The sequence below is a fragment of the Actinomadura coerulea genome, from assembly GCF_014208105.1.
GTDB lineage: Bacteria > Actinomycetota > Actinomycetes > Streptosporangiales > Streptosporangiaceae > Spirillospora > Spirillospora coerulea.
Genome location: NZ_JACHMQ010000001.1, coordinates 882,922 through 899,750 on the forward strand (window position 1 = coordinate 882,922; position 16,829 = coordinate 899,750).

Sequence of the window (16,829 nt, forward strand, 5' to 3'; positions counted from 1 at the left end):
GGCGGCCCGCGCGGCGGCCGGTGAGACCCTGAACACGGCCGGAGAACGATCTTTCGAGATCGGCCTCCGGCCGTGCTGCGGTTGCGCCACCATGACCTTGAAGGCTCGCGCCGGTCCGCGGCGCGCCGCAGCATCCGCACGTCCCGAAGGTCCGCTCGTCCCCCGGGAGCAGTCGTTCAATTGGCCAGCACAGACGTAGGCACCAGGACCGGCGGCCCGGCCGCGGCCGGCCCCCCGATCGTCCCGCAGGGCCCCGCCAGACTCGCGCTGATCGCCGTGACCGTCGCGGTGCTCGCGCAGACGCTGCGGTTCTCGCTGCCGCAGCTCGACCACTTCGCCGACCAGGCCGGGACCGCGGCCGCCGGCGGCGCGGTGCTCGCGGTCTACCTCGCCGGGTTCACCGCCCCGCTGATCCGCCGCTTCGCCGGCCCGCGCGGGCTGCTGCTCGCCGGCGTCGGCGGGCTGTTCGCCGTCCGGCTCCTCGCGCAGGCGCTCGACCCGCGCACCGGGCTCGCGTTCGCCGGCACCGCCATCGGCATGATCGCCGTCGCGGCGCTGTACGAGGGCGCCCGCGGCCTGTCCGGCGTCGGCTTCGCCACCGCCACCGTCGCGGGCCTGTCCATCGACGGCGCCGTCCGGATGTGCTTCGCCACCTGGGACCCGGTGTGGCGCGACGGCCTCGGCCCCTGGCTGGCGTGCCTGGCGTTCGTCGGGGTCGGCGCCGCCGCGCTGTACCGCGAGCTCGCGTCCGGCCCCGTCACCGCGCCCGGCGTGTCCTGGCGGGACGCGCTCGGCGCCGCGGCGTTCGGGCCGTTCCTCGCGCTGCAGATCCTCGTCCTCGCCAGCCCCGCCTTCGTGGCGTCGTCGGGGTGGCAGTCGCTGACCGGCGCGCACGTCGCGATCGTGATCGGGCAGGGCCTCGCGCTGGCGTTCCTGGCCTCCGGGCTCGCCGTGCGGGCCGTGCCGGGCGGCGTGTGCGTGCTCGGCGGGACGGTCCTCGGCGTCGGCGCGGGCGCCGTCGCCGGGACGTACGCGGTCTCCGGCATCGAGGTCGTCCCCATCGTGATCGTCGGGCAGGTGCTGTCGGCGTGGCTGCTGGCCGTGGCCTGCCGTGCGCCGCTGCGCCGCGCCGGGACCGGCGGGCCCGTCTGGCGGGTGGACGCCGGCGCCGCCGTCGGCGGGCTGCTCATCGCCGTGATCCTCATCCCGTACCAGGTCAGCGCGGTCTCGCCGCTGCCGGTCCCCAACAACCTGCTGCCCGGCCTCGCCGGCATCCTGCTCGGCGCGCTCGCGGCGATCGCCGCGGCGCGCGGCGGCCCGCTGCCCGCCCGCGCCCCGCTGCGGGCCCTCACCGCCGGGGCCGCCGCGCTGGTGCTGCTCGCCGGCACCCTCGTGTTCACCGTGGCCGCGCCGGACGGCGAGGCCTCGGCGGCGCCCGCCCCGGGGCAGGTGCGGGTGCTCAGCTACAACATCCACGACGCGGTCAACCAGTCCGGCCGCCTCGACCCGGAGGGCGTCGCCCGCGTCATCGAGGGGCAGCGCGCGCAGGTCGTCCTGCTGCAGGAGGCCGGGCGCGGGTCGCTGCTGTCCGGTACCACCGACGTCGCCGTGTGGCTGTCGCGGCGCCTCGGCATGCAGCTGATCTGGGGGCCCGCCGCCGACGGCCAGTTCGGCAACGCGATCCTGACGTCGCTGCCGGTGCGCAGCTCCGGGACGGGCCGAATGCCGAAGGGCGACTGGTCGCAGATCCGCGGCTACGTGTGGGCGCGGCTCGCCGTCGGCCGGACCACGGTGGACGTGTGGTCGACGCACCTGGAGGGCGGCGACGACCGGGGCCGCGAGCGGGCCCGGGAGATCGCGGCGCTGCTGCGGGCCTGGGGCGGCGCGCCCCGCACGATCATCGGCGGCGACTTCAACGCGGGCCCCGGCAGCCCGGAGCTGACCGCGATGACCGACGGCACCGACCTGCGCAACACCGCGATCGGCGGCGAGCAGTACCCGACCAGGTCCGACGGCACCAGCACCGACTGGGTCTTCGGGTCGGACGGCGTGCTCGTCACCGACTACGACGTGCCCGTGTCCGACGCCTCCGACCACTACCCCGTCGCGGTGACCGTCCGGATCGGGCGGTGAGCGGACGCCGGCGGCGCCCGACGCTAGGGTCCCCAAATGAGCGGAGCGAACCGGGGGGTGCGGGGGTCGCATCCCGCGAGGTGACTGCGCATGAGCGATGAGACGGTCGAGATCGAGCGAGCGGCTCCCGGGGACGCCGGGGAGATGATGACCGTGCAGCGGGCCGCCTACGTCGCGGAGGCCCAGCTGTACGGCGACCCGTTCATCCCCCCGCTGGTGGAGTCGGACGAGCAGCTGCGCAAGGTGCTGGCCGGCGACGCCGTGGTGCTGAAGGCGGTCATGGGCGGCCGCCTCGTCGGCGCCGTCCGCGCCCAGTTCAGCGACCGCACGTGCCTGGTCGGGCGGCTCGTCGTCGTCCCCGATCTGCAGCGCCGCGGCATCGGGCGGCGCCTGCTGACGGAGCTGGAGGGCCAGATCGCCGGGCGCGCCGACGCGTGCGTGCTGTTCACCGGGCACCTCAGCGAGGCGAACCTGCGCCTGTACCGGCGGCTCGGCTACGCCGAGACGCACCGGGAGCGCGTCGCCGCGCACCTCACCCTCGTGCACATGCGCAAGGCCCTCGTCCCCGCCGGATCCGCCCAGTAGCCGCGCCGCTAGGGTGAGTCCCGTGCTGAAAGTGGGACTCACCGGCGGGATCGGTTCGGGCAAGAGCGAGGTTTCGAGGCGGCTGCGCGAGCACGGCGCCGTCGTCATCGACGCCGACAGGATCGCCCGCGAGGTGGTGGAGCCCGGCACCCCGGGCCTCGCCGCCGTGGTGGCGGAGTTCGGCCGGGACGTCCTGCTGCCGTCCGGCGCCCTCGACCGGGAGAAGGTCGGCCGCATCGTGTTCGCCGACCCGGACCGGCTCGCCGCCCTGAACGCGATCGTCCACCCGCTGGTGGGCGAGCGGATGCAGGAGCTGATGGACGCCGCCCCCGCGGACGCGGTCGTCGTCTACGACGTGCCCCTCCTGGCGGAGAACGGCCTGGCCGGCATGTACGACGAGGTCGTCGTCGTGGACGCCCCCGAGGAGACGCAGCTGGACCGCCTCGTCGCCCGCCGCGGCATGACCGAGGAGGACGCCCGCGCCCGCATGGCCAACCAGGCGTCACGCGCCGACCGCCGCGCCGTCGCCACCCACGTCATCGACAACTCCGGCACCCTCGCCGACCTGAAGACCCAGATCGACGCCCTCTGGGCCTCCCTCACCCGCCGCGCCTCCTAGAAGGGGGCGTCGAGGGGGAGGCGGTGGACCTCGGGGAGGTAGGCGTCGAGTTCGCCCGGCTCGAAGCGGCACATGCCCACGGCGTACCAGAACTCGGCGGTGGCGTTGCCCTCCCACTTGTAGCGGCCGTCGGGGGCCAGGGCGGCCCAGCCCTCGGCCAGGCCGAGGAGGGTGGCGCGGCGTTCGGGGGCGGTGCGGTCGGTGACGTCCCACAGGATGACGGCGCCGTCGTCGCCCGCGGTGGCGAGCAGGGAGCCGTCCGGGCTGAACGCGGCGGACCAGACGCGGCGGGTGTGGCCGGTGAGGGTGTGCAGCAGCCGCCCGTCGGACGGGTCCCAGAGGCGCACGACCAGGTCGTCGCCGGCGCTGGCGAGCATCTCCCCGGACGGGTGGAACGCGGTCGTCCACAGGCGCCCGGTGTGCTCGGTGAGGGTGTGCAGGAGATCGTCCGTGGACGGGTCCCAGAGGCGGACGGTCCCGTCGTTGCTCGCGCTGGCGAGCGTGTCCCCGGACGGTGAGAACGACACCTGGTACACGCGGTCGCCGTGGCCCCGCAGCGCGGCGGCGAGTTCGCCCGTGGCGGGGTCCCAGAGGCGGACGACGCCGTCGTCGCAGCCGGTGGCGACCAGGGCGCCGCCGGGCTGGAAGTCGATGGAGCGGACGCGGCCCCGGTGGTCGGCGAGGTTGACGGTCTCGCGGCCGGTCGTCCAGTACCAGAGGCGGACGGAGTCGTCGTCGTTGGCGGTGGCGAGGACGTCGCCGGACGGTGCGAACGCCTGCGCCCAGACGTGGTCGGTCTCGACGTTGAGTTCGCGTTCGAACGTGCCCGTGCCGGCCTGCCACAGGTGGACGCCGCCGTCGTTGGTGGCGGTGGCGAGCTGGGAGTTGCCGGGGCTGAACACGGCGGAGGTGAGGTTGTCGGCGACGCCGCGCAGCTCGCGGATCATCCGGCCGGAGCGCGGGTCCCAGAGCCGCACGAGGCCGTCGTTGCCGCTGGCGGCGAGCAGGCCGCCGTCGGGGCTGAACGCGACGCCGGTGACGCGGCGGCCGTGGCCGCGGAGCACGGCGCGGCACTGCCCGGTCTCGGCGTCCCACAGCCGGGCCGTGCCGTCGTTGCTGCTGGTGGCGAGCTGGGCGCCGTCCGGGCGGAACGCGAACGGCCACACGGCGCCGCGGTGCCCGGCGAGTTCGAGGCGCTGCCGGCCGGTGACCGGGTCCCACAGGCGGACGGACCCGGCGCTGTCGGCGGTGGCGAGGCGGCCGCCGTCCGGGCTGAAGCCGGCCTGGTAGATGCCCCCGCTGTGGCCGGTGAGGGCGCCGCGCTGCCGCCCGTCCTCCCAGAGGCGGACGGACCCGTCGGTGTCGCCGGTGACAAGGAGGCCCCCGTCGGGGTGGAACGCGATGGCGTAGACGCGGCCGGTGTGGCCGAGGAGTTCCTGGCGGATGTCGCCGGTGCGGATGTCCCAGAGCCGGACGACGCCCGCCTCGTCCCCGGCGGCGAGCAGGGAGCCGTCCGGGTGGAACACGGCGCGGAACACCGCGCCGTGGTGGCCGGCCAGCTCGCGGCGCAGCGCACCGGTGGCGAGGTCCCAGACGCGGAGCGTGCCGCCCGCGTCGCCGGTGACCATGAGCGAGCCGGCCGGGTCGAACACGGCGGTGTAGACGGGGGCGGTGTGCCCGGGCAGCTCGTGCAGGAGCAGGCCGGACACGGTGTCCCACACCCTGATGGTCCCGTCGGCGGCTCCGGCGGCGACGAGGTCGCCGCCGGAGGGGGAGCGGCCCCCGACCACCAGGGGCCACACGCCGTCGGGGTGGACGGCGAAGGTGTGCGTGGTGTGGCCGGTGGCGAGGTCCCACAGCCGGACGGAGCCGTCGGCGGACCCGCTCGCCAGGAGGCCCCCCGCGCCGTCGAAGGCGACCGCGTAGGCGCGGTCGGTGTGGCCCTGGAGGTTGCGCAGGGGCGTGCCGGTGACGGCGTCGCAGACCAGGACGCCTCCGTCCTCGCTGCCGATGGCGAGGACGGAGCCTCCGGGGCTGTAGGCGAGCGGCTGGGGGAGGCGGCTGGTCTGGAAATGGAAGCCGTAGGGGACGCCCACCGCGGCCGGCGCGACCTGGATGTCGATCGGGCGGCCCGGCGCGATGGCCGCCTCGCGCAGTTCGGGGGCGGCCGCGACGCGGTCGGGGAGCGCGGCGTCGACGAGGGCGGCGCGGGTCCAGCGGCTGCCCTCCACCGCGACGTCCCGCAGGTCGGCGCGGGCCAGGCGGGCCCGGGACAGGTCGGCGCCGCGCAGGTCGGCCCCCGTGAGGGTGGCCTCGTCCAGGCGCGCCCCGGCGAGGGAGGCGTCCCGCAGGACGGCGCGCGAGAGGTTCGCGCCCACGAGCTGGGCGTCGGTGAGGTCGGCGCCGGTGAGGTCGACCTCCTGGAGGTCGCGGTAGGACAGGTCCTCGCCCTGCAGCCGGGCGCCGCGCAGGTCGGTGTGCGCGGGGGTGCGCAGCCGCGTCGTGATGCGGATCGCGTTGGCGCGGGAGATGTCGTCGGCCTCGGGGTCGGCGAGCACCCGGGCCGTCCATTCCTGGCAGGCGCGCGTGTCGGCGAGGTCGCACAGGAAGTCGACGGCGAGCTGGGTCAGGGCGCGGCGGCCGAGGGCGGCCGGTGCCGCGCCCTCGGCGAACTCGTCCGCGATGTGCCGGGCGACGAGCCACTCCATGACGGACGTGTGGATGAAGCCGAACAGCCCTTCGGGGGTCCGCACGAGCAGGCTCCCGGCGCCGACGGCGTGGGTCACCTGGTGCGTCGACATCCGGCCCCCGGCGAGCCCGGTGAGGGCGTCGGCGACGTCGGCGAGCTCGGCGAGCCGCAGGAACTGCTCGTTGCCCTCCCACAGCCGCAGCGCGAGCGTGCCCACGGCCTGCCACATGTCGTCGGCCTCCAGCCCGGACGGGCCTCCCGCGCCGCCGACCCGCTCGGCCTCGTACGCGAGCCAGGACGACAGGATCTCCTGGTAGAGGTCGGCGGGGCTGACGGCGCGGCGCGCCCGCGCCACCGCGCGCAGCCGCTCCTCGGGCAGGTCGGCGATGAACGACAGCATCCGCGGGTTGGACGTCAGCGCCAGCAGCTCCTCGATCCCGGCGAGCAGGCTCAGCCGGTCCTCGGCCGCGTCCTCGTCGCCGTACCGGTTCACCAGGTACGAGCGGACCTGCGGGGGCGTGAACTCCTCCAGGGAGAGGACGCGCCGGTGCGGCAGCACGCCGACCTTCTCGCCGAGGGCGGTCAGCACCTGCGCCTGCGACTTGAAGTGCTGCGTCCGGCTCGCCACCACGATCTTCGCCTTGTCCTGGGCGGCTTGGAGCAGCGTGTCGAGGTGGTCGGCGGCCCGGTCGTAGGTCATCCGCGTGACCAGCTCGTCGAACCCGTCGAAGAGCAGGACGATGCGGCCCTGGCGGAGCATGTAGTGGAACGCCTTGAGGTCGATGAGCTCCTCGCCGTGGTTGGCCAGGTGCGCGGCGACCAGGCCGTCCACCGAGTGCGCCTTGTCGAGCGCCCGCAGCTCGATGAGGATCGGGACGACGTGCGGCAGCTCCTGCGGGATGCGGCGGGCCAGCTCCCGCAGCGCGAAGGTCTTGCCGCGGCCGAAGTCGCCGAGCAGCAGCAGGAACCGCCCGTGGTCGGCGGCCAGCAGCCGCAGCATCTCGCCGACGACGTCGTCGTGGACGTCCGCGCCCGGCCGCCGCCCGTCGCCGGAGCCGCTCTCCGGGAGGAACCGGTCGAGCTCCCGGTAGCGCTGGGGGACGTACAGGGACGGCGGGTAGAGCCCGCCGGCGGACAGCCGCCCCGTCTGGGCCGCCACGTACTCCGACAGGTCGACCAGGCCCTGGAACTCGGTGAGGCTGCGCACCCGGATGCCGCGGCGCAGCGCGTCGTCGCGCACCGACCGCGCCGGGGCCGGCCCCAGGTACACCAGTTCGGAGCCGTGGTCGGTGCCGTCGGCGTGGACGTGCCGGACGAACGCGTCCACGTCAGCCTCGGTCACCTGCCCCACGTGGGCGCCGATGCGGTACTGGCGGACGAAGCCGTCCTCAAGGTGGGTGAGCAGCAGGTGCGGCGGGTCGGCGCGGCCGTCCTCGCGCGCGGGCGGGACGACGCGCCGGATCGTGGCGCGCTCGAACCGCGTCTCGCACGCCTCCGTCAGGCGGTCCAGCAGGCGCCCCGTGGGGTCGGGGACGGGGTCGGCGGTGCCGTCCCCGCCGGGGCCGAGTTCCGGGGACGGAGGGGCCGGAGGGGTCTGCGCGAGGGCAGGCGGGAACGTTCCGCCCACGGCCGTCCAGGACCGTTCGAGGCGTTCCGGGCCGCGCCTGGCGGCGTCCTCGGGGATCCAGCGCTCCAGCCCGTCCCCGCGCACGACGACGAGCTGGTGCCGGCCGGGACCGAGCGCCGGGACGCAGGGGACGTCGCCGCCGGCCAGTACGGGGACGGCGCCGTAGTCCGACTCGGTCCCCTGGAAGAACACGTTGATGTGGGCGGCGAGGAGCGTCTCCACCGTCTCGGGGTCGCGCATGGCGCCGGGCTCGCCCGCGATGGGCGTGTGCTCGACGGCGCCGAGGCGCAGCCAGCCCTCGTCCTCGAAGTGCCGCAGCCGCTGGTTGAACCAGGCGGCCTGCGCCTGGCCGACGCGCCCGTAGCGGTCCTCCTCCCGGTGGGACTGCGGCAGCGTCGAGTTGAGCCCGGCCACCACGACCTTCAGGTCGGGGACGGGGAACAGCGTCCACGGCTGGGCGCTGTCGAAGACGAGCGCGTCGATGCCCTGGTAGAACTCCTTGAACAGGCCCGCGTAGTGCCGCCATTTGGGCCAGTAGGGCGGCTGCGGCTCGATGTCGTCGGCCTCGCAGCTGGAGAAGTAGGCCTGGCAGGCCGCGCGGGTGACGTCGTGGGTGCCGGGCACCACGACGACGCGCTGCGCCTCCAGGCCCAGGAGCGCGCGCAGGCTCGTCAGGAACGACAGCGCCTCGGCGAACTCCTTGCGGCTGCCCGAGTGGGTGATGTTCCCGGTGACGACGAGCAGGTCGGGGCGCGGCACGCCGGCGTCGGCCAGCCGGGTCACGTCGCTCCAGATCCGGTCCTGCAGCTCCACCGCGGTCGTCGGCTCGCCGGGCTCGGCCAGCGTCCGCCCGAACCGGGGGCCGGAGACGTGCAGGACGGTGAGGTGCTCGCGCGGCTCGTGCCCGGCGTCCGCCGCGGGGAACGCCGGCGCGGCGACGGGCGCCCGCCGGGCGGGCCGCTCTCCGGCGGGCCCCGGCCTGCCGCTCCCGCCTCCGGGCCCGTCAGCCTCCTCCAGACGCCCTATCAGCGGTTCCCGGCCACCGGGAAGCGGCCCGGGGCGGTTCTGCCCCGCTCCGGGGAAGCCAGGGCCGTCGAGGGGGCGCGCGTGTCCGGCGAGGGCCTCCTGGATGCGGCGCATCAGCAGCCGCCGCGCGTCGTCCGGGTCGTCCACCCCGACCAGGTCCACGTAGGTGATCGTGGAGAGCAGGCCGTCGATCGGGCAGTCCTCGATGCGGACGGTGACCAGCTTGCGCGCCGGGTCGTCCGGGTCGGCACGCAGCGCCGCCATCCACTCCAGCCGCCCGTAACGCGAGCGCAGGTAGTTGCGCGACAGCACCGCCACCACCACCTTGGCCTCCGACAGGCCCCGGTCCATGTAGTCGATGAAGTTGGTCCCGGGCACGAAGTCCCACGCCTGCATCATCGTGCGGTGCCCGGCGGCCTCCAGCTGCCAGGCGATCCAGGACGCCCACCGTTCGTCGGCCGGCGAGTAGCTGATGAAGAAGTCGGTCGGGCGCTCCTGGGGGTGGCCGGGGGTCGTCATGGCGCCAGTATCGCGCGGAGCGCGGCCGCGACGCAGGGCCTCGGCCGCCTGTGGAATCATGACGCGCGTGCCGCCCCCTCCGACCGAGGCCCTGCGCCGTGCCGCCGGCTCCTTGGGCGTTCTCGACTGGATCCGCATCGCCGTCCTGGGGCTCGGCGCGGTGTTCGTCGCCACCGGTCTGCTGCCCGCCGACACGGCCCGCTCCAGCGTCGGGCGGATCGCGCCTCTGCTGCTCTTCCTGTTCAGCGTCATCATCCTCGCGGAGCTGACCAAGGAGGCGGGGGTCTTCGACGCGATCGCGCAGCGGATGGCCCAGGCCGGACGCGGCAACTACGCCGCGCTGTTCCTGCTGTGCGTGGCGTTCGCGTCGCTCACCACCGTCTTCCTCAACCTGGACACGACCGCGGTACTGCTGACCCCCGTCATGCTGGCTCTGGCGGCTCGCGCGCGGATCGCGACCCTTCCACTGGCCATGACGACGGTGTGGCTGGCCAACACCGCGAGCCTGCTCCTCCCGGTGTCCAACCTGACCAACCTGCTCGCCGCCGACCGCGTGGCGCTGGAGACCCGGGCGTTCGCTGCGCGCATGTGGGTGCCGCAGTTGGCGGTCCTGGCCGTGACCATGGTGCTGCTGTGGGTCTTCTACTGGCGGCGGCGGATGCGCGGGGAGGAGACCTACGACCCGCCCGCTCCGGTGCCCGTCCAGGACTGGGTGCTGTTCTCCGCCACCGGCGCCGCGTGCCTGCTGTTCATCGGGGCGATCCTCGCCGGCGTGCACACCGGGATCCAGCTGGGCGTCGCCGCGACCGTCGCCGCCGTCGTGGCCGTGGCCGCCTTCGCCGTGCGCGACCGGTCGGTGCTGCGTCCCGCGCTCATCCCCTGGCAGCTGATGGTGTTCGTCACCGGGCTGTTCCTCGTCGTCCCCACCCTGGAACGGTTCGGGCTGGCCGACGCCATGCGCGCACTGATCGGCGACGACGGCGGCACGGCCGGGGCGGTGCGGGCGGCGTTCTCGGGGGCGGGGCTGTCGAACGTCCTCAACAACCTCCCCGCCTACGTCGCCGGGGAATCGGCCGTGCCGGCCTCCAACCAGGACCAGCTGCTCTCACTGCTCGTCGGGACGAACGTGGGGCCTGTCATCACGCCCTGGGGGTCGCTGGCCACGCTCCTGTGGTTCGAGTGGTGCCGGCGATGGGACGTGCGCGTCCCGATGCGCACGTTCGTCCTGGCGGGGACGGTTCTGGCCGTGACCGGCTCGGCCGCCGCCGTCGGAGCCCTCCTGCTGACCGGCTGAGCCTCCCGTGCAGAGGGCTCAGCGGGCGAAAGAGGCGCGCCCGTCCCGCGGGTCGATCTTCGCCGTGGTCTCCAGCAGCCGGTCGAGCAGTTCCGGACGCGCCGCCACGAACCCCAGCTCGGACGCCGGGCGGTCGATGCCCAGCTCGTACGGGGCGCCGTCCAGGCGGCGCAACTCAGCACCCGCCTCGGCCGCCACCAGCATCCCGGCGGGCAGGTCCACGATCTCGGGCAGGTAGCCGACGATGCCGTCGATGTCGCCGCGCGCCAGCATCGTCCACGCCACCAGCGGCGCCCACAGTTGCAGCATGCGCGCGCAACGCAGCTCCAGGGCCGAGCGCATGGCGAACGCCACCGGATCGCCCGCACCGACCTGGTGGCCCTGCGTCCAGGCCAGCAGCGGGTTCCGCTCCCGCCCCGGCCGGGGGTGGTCGGCCAGCGTCAGGGGACTCCCGTCCGGGCCGAGGGCGCCCCGCCCCCGCACCGCCGACCACGTCCGGCCGCTCACCGGATCGTGCACGACGCCCAAGACCGGCTCGGCGCGCGCGCACAGCGCGAGCCCGACCGCGTACACCGGCATGCCGATCGCCACGTTGTTGGTGCCGTCCAGCGGGTCGACCAGCCAGACCATGTCCTCGCCGGGCGCGCCGTCGAGGATCCCGGACTCCTCGGCGATGATCCTGTGCCCCGGGTACGCGGCCCGCAGCCGCCCGACGATCAGGTCCTCGGCGGCGGTGTCCAGCTCGGTCACCACGTCCCCGCCCGCGCCCTTCGGCCGCACTCCGAGGGGGCCGTCCACACGGGCGCTGAGCAGCGCGCCCGCCGCCTCCGCCGCCCCCACCGCCACGCGGCGGGCCTCGGAGAGATCGACCGGAAGGGCCGCTGACGGGGTCGTGGGTCTCATCGGGCCTCTCCAGGGGGATCCGGCGTCCGGCTACCGGCGCGGTGAGCAGTGGGCGGCGGCGATCCTGCGGGCCGAGCGCCGCAGGGCCCGCAGGGTGTCGGCGTGGTCGGAACGCGAGCGGCGCACCTTGTGGCTGGGGACGTCCAGAGGGCCGAGGGACAGGTCGCCCCCGCCCGGCGTCTGCCGGCCCAGGGCGACCGTGGCGGCGTCCAGGCCGTCCTCTATGAGCGTGCTGTGGAAGACACCGGCGGGCAGGGTGTAGGACTCCCCGGTCCGGTGCGTGCTGGACTTGGCCGGGGCGCAGTGGACGGCCCGCCCGGTCGCCCTCAGCTCGTCCAGGTCGCCCCGGCTCACGACCTCGAAGACCTGGTGCGTCCCCGTGGCGGCGGCCTCGCTGACGTCCATCCGCACGTTCCGGACCGTCCCGTACAGGACGAAGCTGAGCAGCTCCCAGCTGTGGCAGTGGACCGGCGACGTGGTGGACGGCGCCGGGCGCACCTCCGGCGTCCAGATGTGCAGGCACACCCCGAGGTCGCTGCTGCGCTCCAGGGGAAGGCACAGAAAGCCCAGCGGATGCCGTACCGCGGGCACGGAGGAGCGGCCCGCCGCCGCCTCCTCCAGGACTCCGCCGAGGATCCGCCCCGCCCACGGCGGCAGCGTCCGCGCCGCGGTACCGGCGCGGATCTCCTCGCGGATCTCCTCGTACTTCACTCCGGCGGCCTCACCTTCGCCGACACCCTTCTTCCCCAGCCCCGTCTTCCGGGCCCCGCCCCATCGCGTCCGGGGTCATTCGTAGGGGTCCTTGGCCCGCAGGGCCTTTCGTATGATCTCGATGACGTCGCGGTCGGTATAGCCCTGCGCGAGGTCGATTCCGATGACCTCGAAGAGCTTGCGCGCTTCCTCCACGGTCGGCTCGTCGTCCAGGGGCGCCAGCCTGGCCTGCTCGACCGGGACGCGTCGCGCCTGGTCCAGGCTGGTCTGCAGCTCCGCGCTCACCCAGCTGTAGTAGAACTTGGCGCTGTCGACGACCAGGGCCTCGCCGCGCGGGTCGTCGCGGGTGACCACCACGCGCGAGGAGGCGAGGTCGTAGCGCAGCGTCGTCATCGTCTGCGCGAGGCCGATGTCGATGTCGAGCATCGCGAACCGCTGCTTGTGCCAGCACGCCGCCAGGATCGTGGCGTAGGCCTCCTTGCGGGTGCGCTCCAGCGTCCACGGCTCGCCCGTGGCGTCCGGGCCGTCCGACACCGAGCGGCGGTGGCGCGCGTAGGCCTCGCACACCTCCACGTTCGTGGGGTCGAGGATCTCCAGGCGGAACAGCAGCGTCCGCCGTTCGCGGCGCGCGGCGGCCACGCACTCGGGCAGCGTGCGCGCGCGGATGTAGGTGCCCGTCCCGCCCTTGAAGAACCACCGGTCGGTGTCGCGGCGGGCCTCCGCCAGGACCTGCGCCACCTGCGCCCCGCTGATGACCCGCACGACCGTGGTCTCGTCCAGCGTGCGCTTGGTGTCGGCCAGGACGCCCGCGAACCCCTCGATGTGGGTCAGCTTGGCGTCGAGTTCACTGAGCGTGGTCGACGAGGCGCGCAGCGTGTCGCGCACCTCGGCCTCGACCGGGATCCGCCGCCCGCGGTCGCGCAGCACCGACGTCGCCAGCAGGCCGATCACCGCGAGGATGCCGCTGTTGGTGATCTCGGTCTCGTTCGGCAGGTTCACCCCTAGGCCGAGCACCGCCACCACGATCGCCAGGACCAGCGCGATCACTGCGTCGGCGTTCTTCCCGAACCAGTCGGCGAATCGGGCCATGGTGCGGTTTCCCCGTCCTAGTCGGCGCCGGGGCCCTGGGGACGCTGTGGGCCCGTCCCCTCGAACGGCACGACCGGCGCGGTCATCGTAACCACAGCGTCCATTCGCTTTGAAAGCCCTGCAGGTAAGGGCTTCGCTCAGGTGTGCGACAGGTGCCCTTCCGGTCGCTATAGGCTCGTCGCCATGCGCGTACGGGGCTGGTGGTCGGGGGCATGGCCCACCCGGCGTTCCCGTGCCTTCGACGTCGCGATCGCCGTGTCGTTCGCGGGGCTCGACGGCGTTTTCATGTGGTTCGCCGACCAGAAGTTCTGGCTGCCCCCGCCCGTCGTCTCCGCCTGCAGCGTCGTGCTCGGCCTGGCCCTGATCGTGCGGCGCACCCATCCGGTGGCGCTGGGCGTGTTCGCGGTGGTGTTCGGCACCGTCACGGGCGCCGGAGCGTTCAGCACCCTCATCGTCCTGTACTCGCTCGCCGCCTACACCGCGTCCCGCCGCACGGTCGTGGCCATCGCCGTAGGCTGCTACGTCGCCAGCCTCGTCTTCCCGGCCCCGACCGCGGCGACGGAGTCCTTCCTCGCCCAGTCGATCTTCGGGATCGCGTTCGTCGGGGTCCCCGTCCTGCTGGGTCTCTACATGGGCGCGCGCAAGCAGCTCCTGGCCTCGCTCCAGGAACGCGCGGCGAGACTCGAACGCGAGCAGCACCTGCTCGCGGAGCGCGCGCGGGGAGAGGAACGCACCCGCATCGCGCGGGAGATGCACGACGTGGTCGCCAACCGCATCAGCGTGATGGTCGTCCACGCGGGCGCGCTGAAGGCGATCGCCGTCCGCGACCCGGCGCGGGCCGCCGAGACGGCCTCGGTCATCGGCGACATGGGGCGGCAGGCGCTGGAGGAGCTCCGCCACGTCGTCGGGGTGCTCAGGCAGGGGGAGGAGGCCCTCCCGCAGCAGGTCGTGACGCTGGCCCACCTCCGCGAGCTGGTCGGCCAGTCCGGCGCCGCGGGCCTGCGCGTGGACCTGACGATCCGCGGTGAGGAGCGCCCCATGCCCGCCGCCGTCGGCCGGACGGTCTACCGGCTCGTGCAGGAGGCCCTCACCAACGTCCACAAGCACGCCGGCGCCGCCGACACCCGCGTTGACCTCGGCCTCCTCCCGGAGGCCGTCGAAGTGGAGATCGCCAACGAGCCGCCCACGGCCGGGCCCGAGCACCGGCTGCCCTCCGGCGGGAACGGCCTGGTGGGGCTGCGCGAGCGCGTCACCGCCCTCGGCGGCAGCTTCGACGCCGGCCCCCGCGGCGGCGGCTACGCCGTCCGGGCCCGGCTCCCCCTGCCCGCCTCCTGAGCCGGGGCCGCGCCGCCCGCGCGGCCGCGGAATGTCGGAGGCCCTGCATACAGTTGGAGAGCAGGGAGTACGCCGGATCCAGGGGAGTGTCGATGCGCCCAGTCACGGACCTGCGGCGCCGGGTGGCGCCGTTCGAGGTCGTCACCGAGATGACGCCGTCGGGCGACCAGCCGCAGGCGATCGCCGAGCTCGCCGCCCGGGTGTCGAACGGCGAGAAGGACACCGTGCTTCTCGGCGCGACCGGCACCGGCAAGACCGCCACCATCGCGTGGCTGGTGGAGAAGCTGCAGCGGCCCGTCCTCGTCATGCAGCCGAACAAGACCCTCGCCGCCCAGTTCGCCAACGAGCTGCGCGAGATGCTGCCGAACAACGCCGTCGAGTACTTCGTGTCGTACTACGACTACTACCAGCCCGAGGCGTACATCCCGCAGACCGACACCTACATCGAGAAGGACTCCTCGATCAACGACGAGGTCGACCGGCTGCGGCACTCGGCGACCAACTCGCTGCTCACCCGCCGCGACACCGTCGTCGTCGCGTCCGTGTCCTGCATCTACGGCCTGGGCACCCCGCAGGAGTACGTCGACCGGATGGTCCGGCTGAAGGTCGGCCAGGAGATCGACCGCGACGACCTGCTCCGGCAGCTCGTCGGCATGCAGTACACCCGCAACGACCTCGCCTTCACCCGCGGCACCTTCCGCGTCCGCGGCGACACCGTCGAGATCATCCCGCAGTACGAGGAGCTCGCCGTCCGGATCGAGATGTTCGGCGACGAGATCGAGAAGCTCGCCACCCTGCACCCGCTCACCGGCGAACTGATCACCGAGGACGAGGAGCTGTACGTCTTCCCCGCCTCCCACTACGTCGCCGGCCCCGAGCGCATGGAGCGGGCCATCGGCCAGATCGAGGCCGAGCTGGGGGAGACCCTCGCCGTGATGGAGCGGCAGGGCAAGATGCTGGAGGCGCAGCGCCTGCGCATGCGCACCACCTACGACATCGAGATGATGCGGCAGGTCGGCACCTGCTCCGGCATCGAGAACTACTCCCGGCACATCGACGGCCGCGGCCCCGGCACCGCCCCCAACACCCTCCTGGACTACTTCCCCGAGGACTTCCTCCTCGTCGTCGACGAGTCCCACCAGACGGTCCCGCAGATCGGCGCCATGTACGAGGGCGACGCGTCCCGCAAGCGGATGCTGGTCGAGCACGGGTTCCGGCTGCCGTCCGCCATGGACAACCGCCCGCTGAAATGGGAGGAGTTCCTCGACCGGATCGGCCAGACCGTCTACCTGTCGGCGACGCCCGGCACCTACGAGATGAACCGCGTCAAGGGCGACGTCGTCGAGCAGGTCATCCGCCCCACCGGCCTGATCGACCCCGAGATCGTCGTGAAGCCGACCAAGGGCCAGATCGACGACCTCATCCACGAGATCCGCGAGCGCACCGAGCGCGACGAGCGCGTCCTCGTCACCACCCTCACCAAGAAGATGTCCGAGGACCTCACCGACTACCTCCTCGAACTCGGCATCCAGGTCCGCTACCTGCACAGCGAGGTCGACACCCTGCGCCGCATCGAGCTGCTGCGCGAGCTGCGCGCCGGCGACTTCGACGTCCTCGTCGGCATCAACCTGCTCCGCGAGGGCCTCGACCTGCCCGAGGTCTCCCTCGTGGCGATCCTGGACGCCGACAAGGAGGGCTTCCTGCGCTCGGAGACGTCCCTCATCCAGACGATCGGCCGCGCGGCCCGCAACGTGTCGGGCCAGGTCCACATGTACGCCGACACCGTCACCCCGTCCATGGAGCGGGCGATCGACGAGACCACCCGGCGCCGCGCCAAGCAGCGCGCCTACAACGAGGAGCACGGCATCGAGCCGCGGGCGCTGCGCAAGCGCATCGCCGACATCCTCGACTCCCTCGCCCGCGAGGACGCCGACACCGAGACCCTGATCGGCGGCGCCGGCCGCCAGCAGAGCCGCGGCAAGGCGCCCGTCCCCGGCCTCGCCTCCCGCACCAGGGAGGCCGGCCGGCACGCCGCCGACCTGGTCGGCGAGCGCCCCCGCGAGGAGCTGGAGGGCCTCATCGAGCAGATGACCGCCCAGATGCACCAGGCCGCCACCGACCTGCAGTTCGAACTCGCCGCCCGACTCCGTGACGAGATCAAGGAGCTCAAGCGCGAACTCCGCGACATGAAGGAGGCCGGCGTCAAGTAGCCCCGGGGTCGGAGGCCCCTGGCCTTTGGACCGCCCGGGGTGGTGTGCCTGCGGCTCGGGTGGCCGGACGGTGGTCTCGGTCCGGCGCC

Annotated in this window: 10 protein-coding genes; 6 read left to right on the forward strand and 4 right to left on the reverse strand. The window is 74.0% G+C overall.

From position 1 onward, the window contains the following. The first annotated feature begins 180 nt into the window (after positions 1–180). The 3 genes from BKA00_RS04165 to coaE all read left to right on the forward strand — a co-directional run bounded on the left by BKA00_RS04165 (position 181) and on the right by coaE (position 3,337). Positions 181–2,133 (forward strand): endonuclease/exonuclease/phosphatase family protein, encoded by a 1,953-nt coding sequence (locus BKA00_RS04165; RefSeq protein WP_185023655.1) that lies wholly within the window; start codon positions 181–183, stop codon positions 2,131–2,133. Positions 2,134–2,223: 90 nt separating this feature from the next. Continuing rightward, the gene (locus BKA00_RS04170) at positions 2,224–2,718 is read left to right on the forward strand and encodes a GNAT family N-acetyltransferase (protein ID WP_185023656.1); all 495 of its coding nucleotides are present in this window, start codon (positions 2,224–2,226) and stop codon (positions 2,716–2,718) included. A 22-nt stretch (positions 2,719–2,740) separates the two neighbouring features. Then, positions 2,741–3,337 (forward strand): dephospho-CoA kinase, encoded by a 597-nt coding sequence (gene coaE, locus BKA00_RS04175; RefSeq protein WP_185023657.1) that lies wholly within the window; start codon positions 2,741–2,743, stop codon positions 3,335–3,337. On the opposite strand, the gene BKA00_RS39670 is transcribed toward coaE, so the two are convergent. Continuing rightward, positions 3,334–9,198, reverse strand: a complete 5,865-nt coding sequence (locus BKA00_RS39670) for a WD40 domain-containing protein (protein ID WP_185023658.1) — start codon at positions 9,196–9,198, stop codon at positions 3,334–3,336. The genes coaE and BKA00_RS39670 overlap by 4 nt on opposite strands. 67 nt (positions 9,199–9,265) lie before the next feature. On the opposite strand from BKA00_RS39670, the gene BKA00_RS04185 reads away from it, so the two are divergent. Beyond that, a complete protein-coding gene (locus tag BKA00_RS04185) occupies positions 9,266–10,492 on the forward strand; it encodes an SLC13 family permease (protein ID WP_230298472.1) in 1,227 nt (408 codons plus the stop codon). 18 nt (positions 10,493–10,510) lie between these two features. Here BKA00_RS04185 and BKA00_RS04190 read toward each other — a convergent pair whose 3' ends face one another. From BKA00_RS04190 to BKA00_RS04200, 3 genes are all read right to left on the reverse strand, one after another. Beyond that, complete coding sequence (locus BKA00_RS04190; RefSeq protein WP_185023660.1) at positions 10,511–11,395, reverse strand: inositol monophosphatase family protein; 885 nt, start codon at positions 11,393–11,395, stop codon at positions 10,511–10,513. Between the two features lie 30 nt (positions 11,396–11,425). Further along, on the reverse strand, positions 11,426–12,106 hold the full coding sequence (locus tag BKA00_RS04195) for a hypothetical protein (RefSeq protein WP_185023661.1): 681 nt from the start codon (positions 12,104–12,106) through the stop codon (positions 11,426–11,428). A 75-nt stretch (positions 12,107–12,181) separates the two neighbouring features. After that, complete coding sequence (locus BKA00_RS04200) at positions 12,182–13,195, reverse strand: hypothetical protein (RefSeq protein WP_185023662.1); 1,014 nt, start codon at positions 13,193–13,195, stop codon at positions 12,182–12,184. A 183-nt stretch (positions 13,196–13,378) separates the two neighbouring features. Here BKA00_RS04200 and BKA00_RS04205 point away from each other — a divergent pair, with 183 nt between their 5' ends. Beyond that, on the forward strand, positions 13,379–14,530 hold the full coding sequence (locus BKA00_RS04205; RefSeq protein ID WP_185023663.1) for a sensor histidine kinase: 1,152 nt from the start codon (positions 13,379–13,381) through the stop codon (positions 14,528–14,530). A 92-nt stretch (positions 14,531–14,622) separates the two neighbouring features. Further along, positions 14,623–16,740 (forward strand): excinuclease ABC subunit UvrB, encoded by a 2,118-nt coding sequence (gene uvrB, locus BKA00_RS04210; RefSeq protein ID WP_185023664.1) that lies wholly within the window; start codon positions 14,623–14,625, stop codon positions 16,738–16,740. Positions 16,741–16,829: the final 89 nt, after the last annotated feature.

What these genes read in the sequence shown, in the direction of transcription:
- BKA00_RS04170 (WP_185023656.1), top strand. Translation starts at nt 2,224, where the DNA reads ATGAGCGATGAGACGGTCGAGATCGAGCGAGCGGCTCCCGGGGACGCC.
- BKA00_RS39670 (WP_185023658.1), bottom strand. Translation starts at nt 9,198, where the DNA reads ATGACGACCCCCGGCCACCCCCAGGAGCGCCCGACCGACTTCTTCATC.
- BKA00_RS04190 (WP_185023660.1), bottom strand. Translation starts at nt 11,395, where the DNA reads ATGAGACCCACGACCCCGTCAGCGGCCCTTCCGGTCGATCTCTCCGAG.
- BKA00_RS04200 (WP_185023662.1), bottom strand. Translation starts at nt 13,195, where the DNA reads ATGGCCCGATTCGCCGACTGGTTCGGGAAGAACGCCGACGCAGTGATC.
- BKA00_RS04205 (WP_185023663.1), top strand. Translation starts at nt 13,379, where the DNA reads ATGCGCGTACGGGGCTGGTGGTCGGGGGCATGGCCCACCCGGCGTTCC.
- uvrB (WP_185023664.1), top strand. Translation starts at nt 14,623, where the DNA reads ATGCGCCCAGTCACGGACCTGCGGCGCCGGGTGGCGCCGTTCGAGGTC.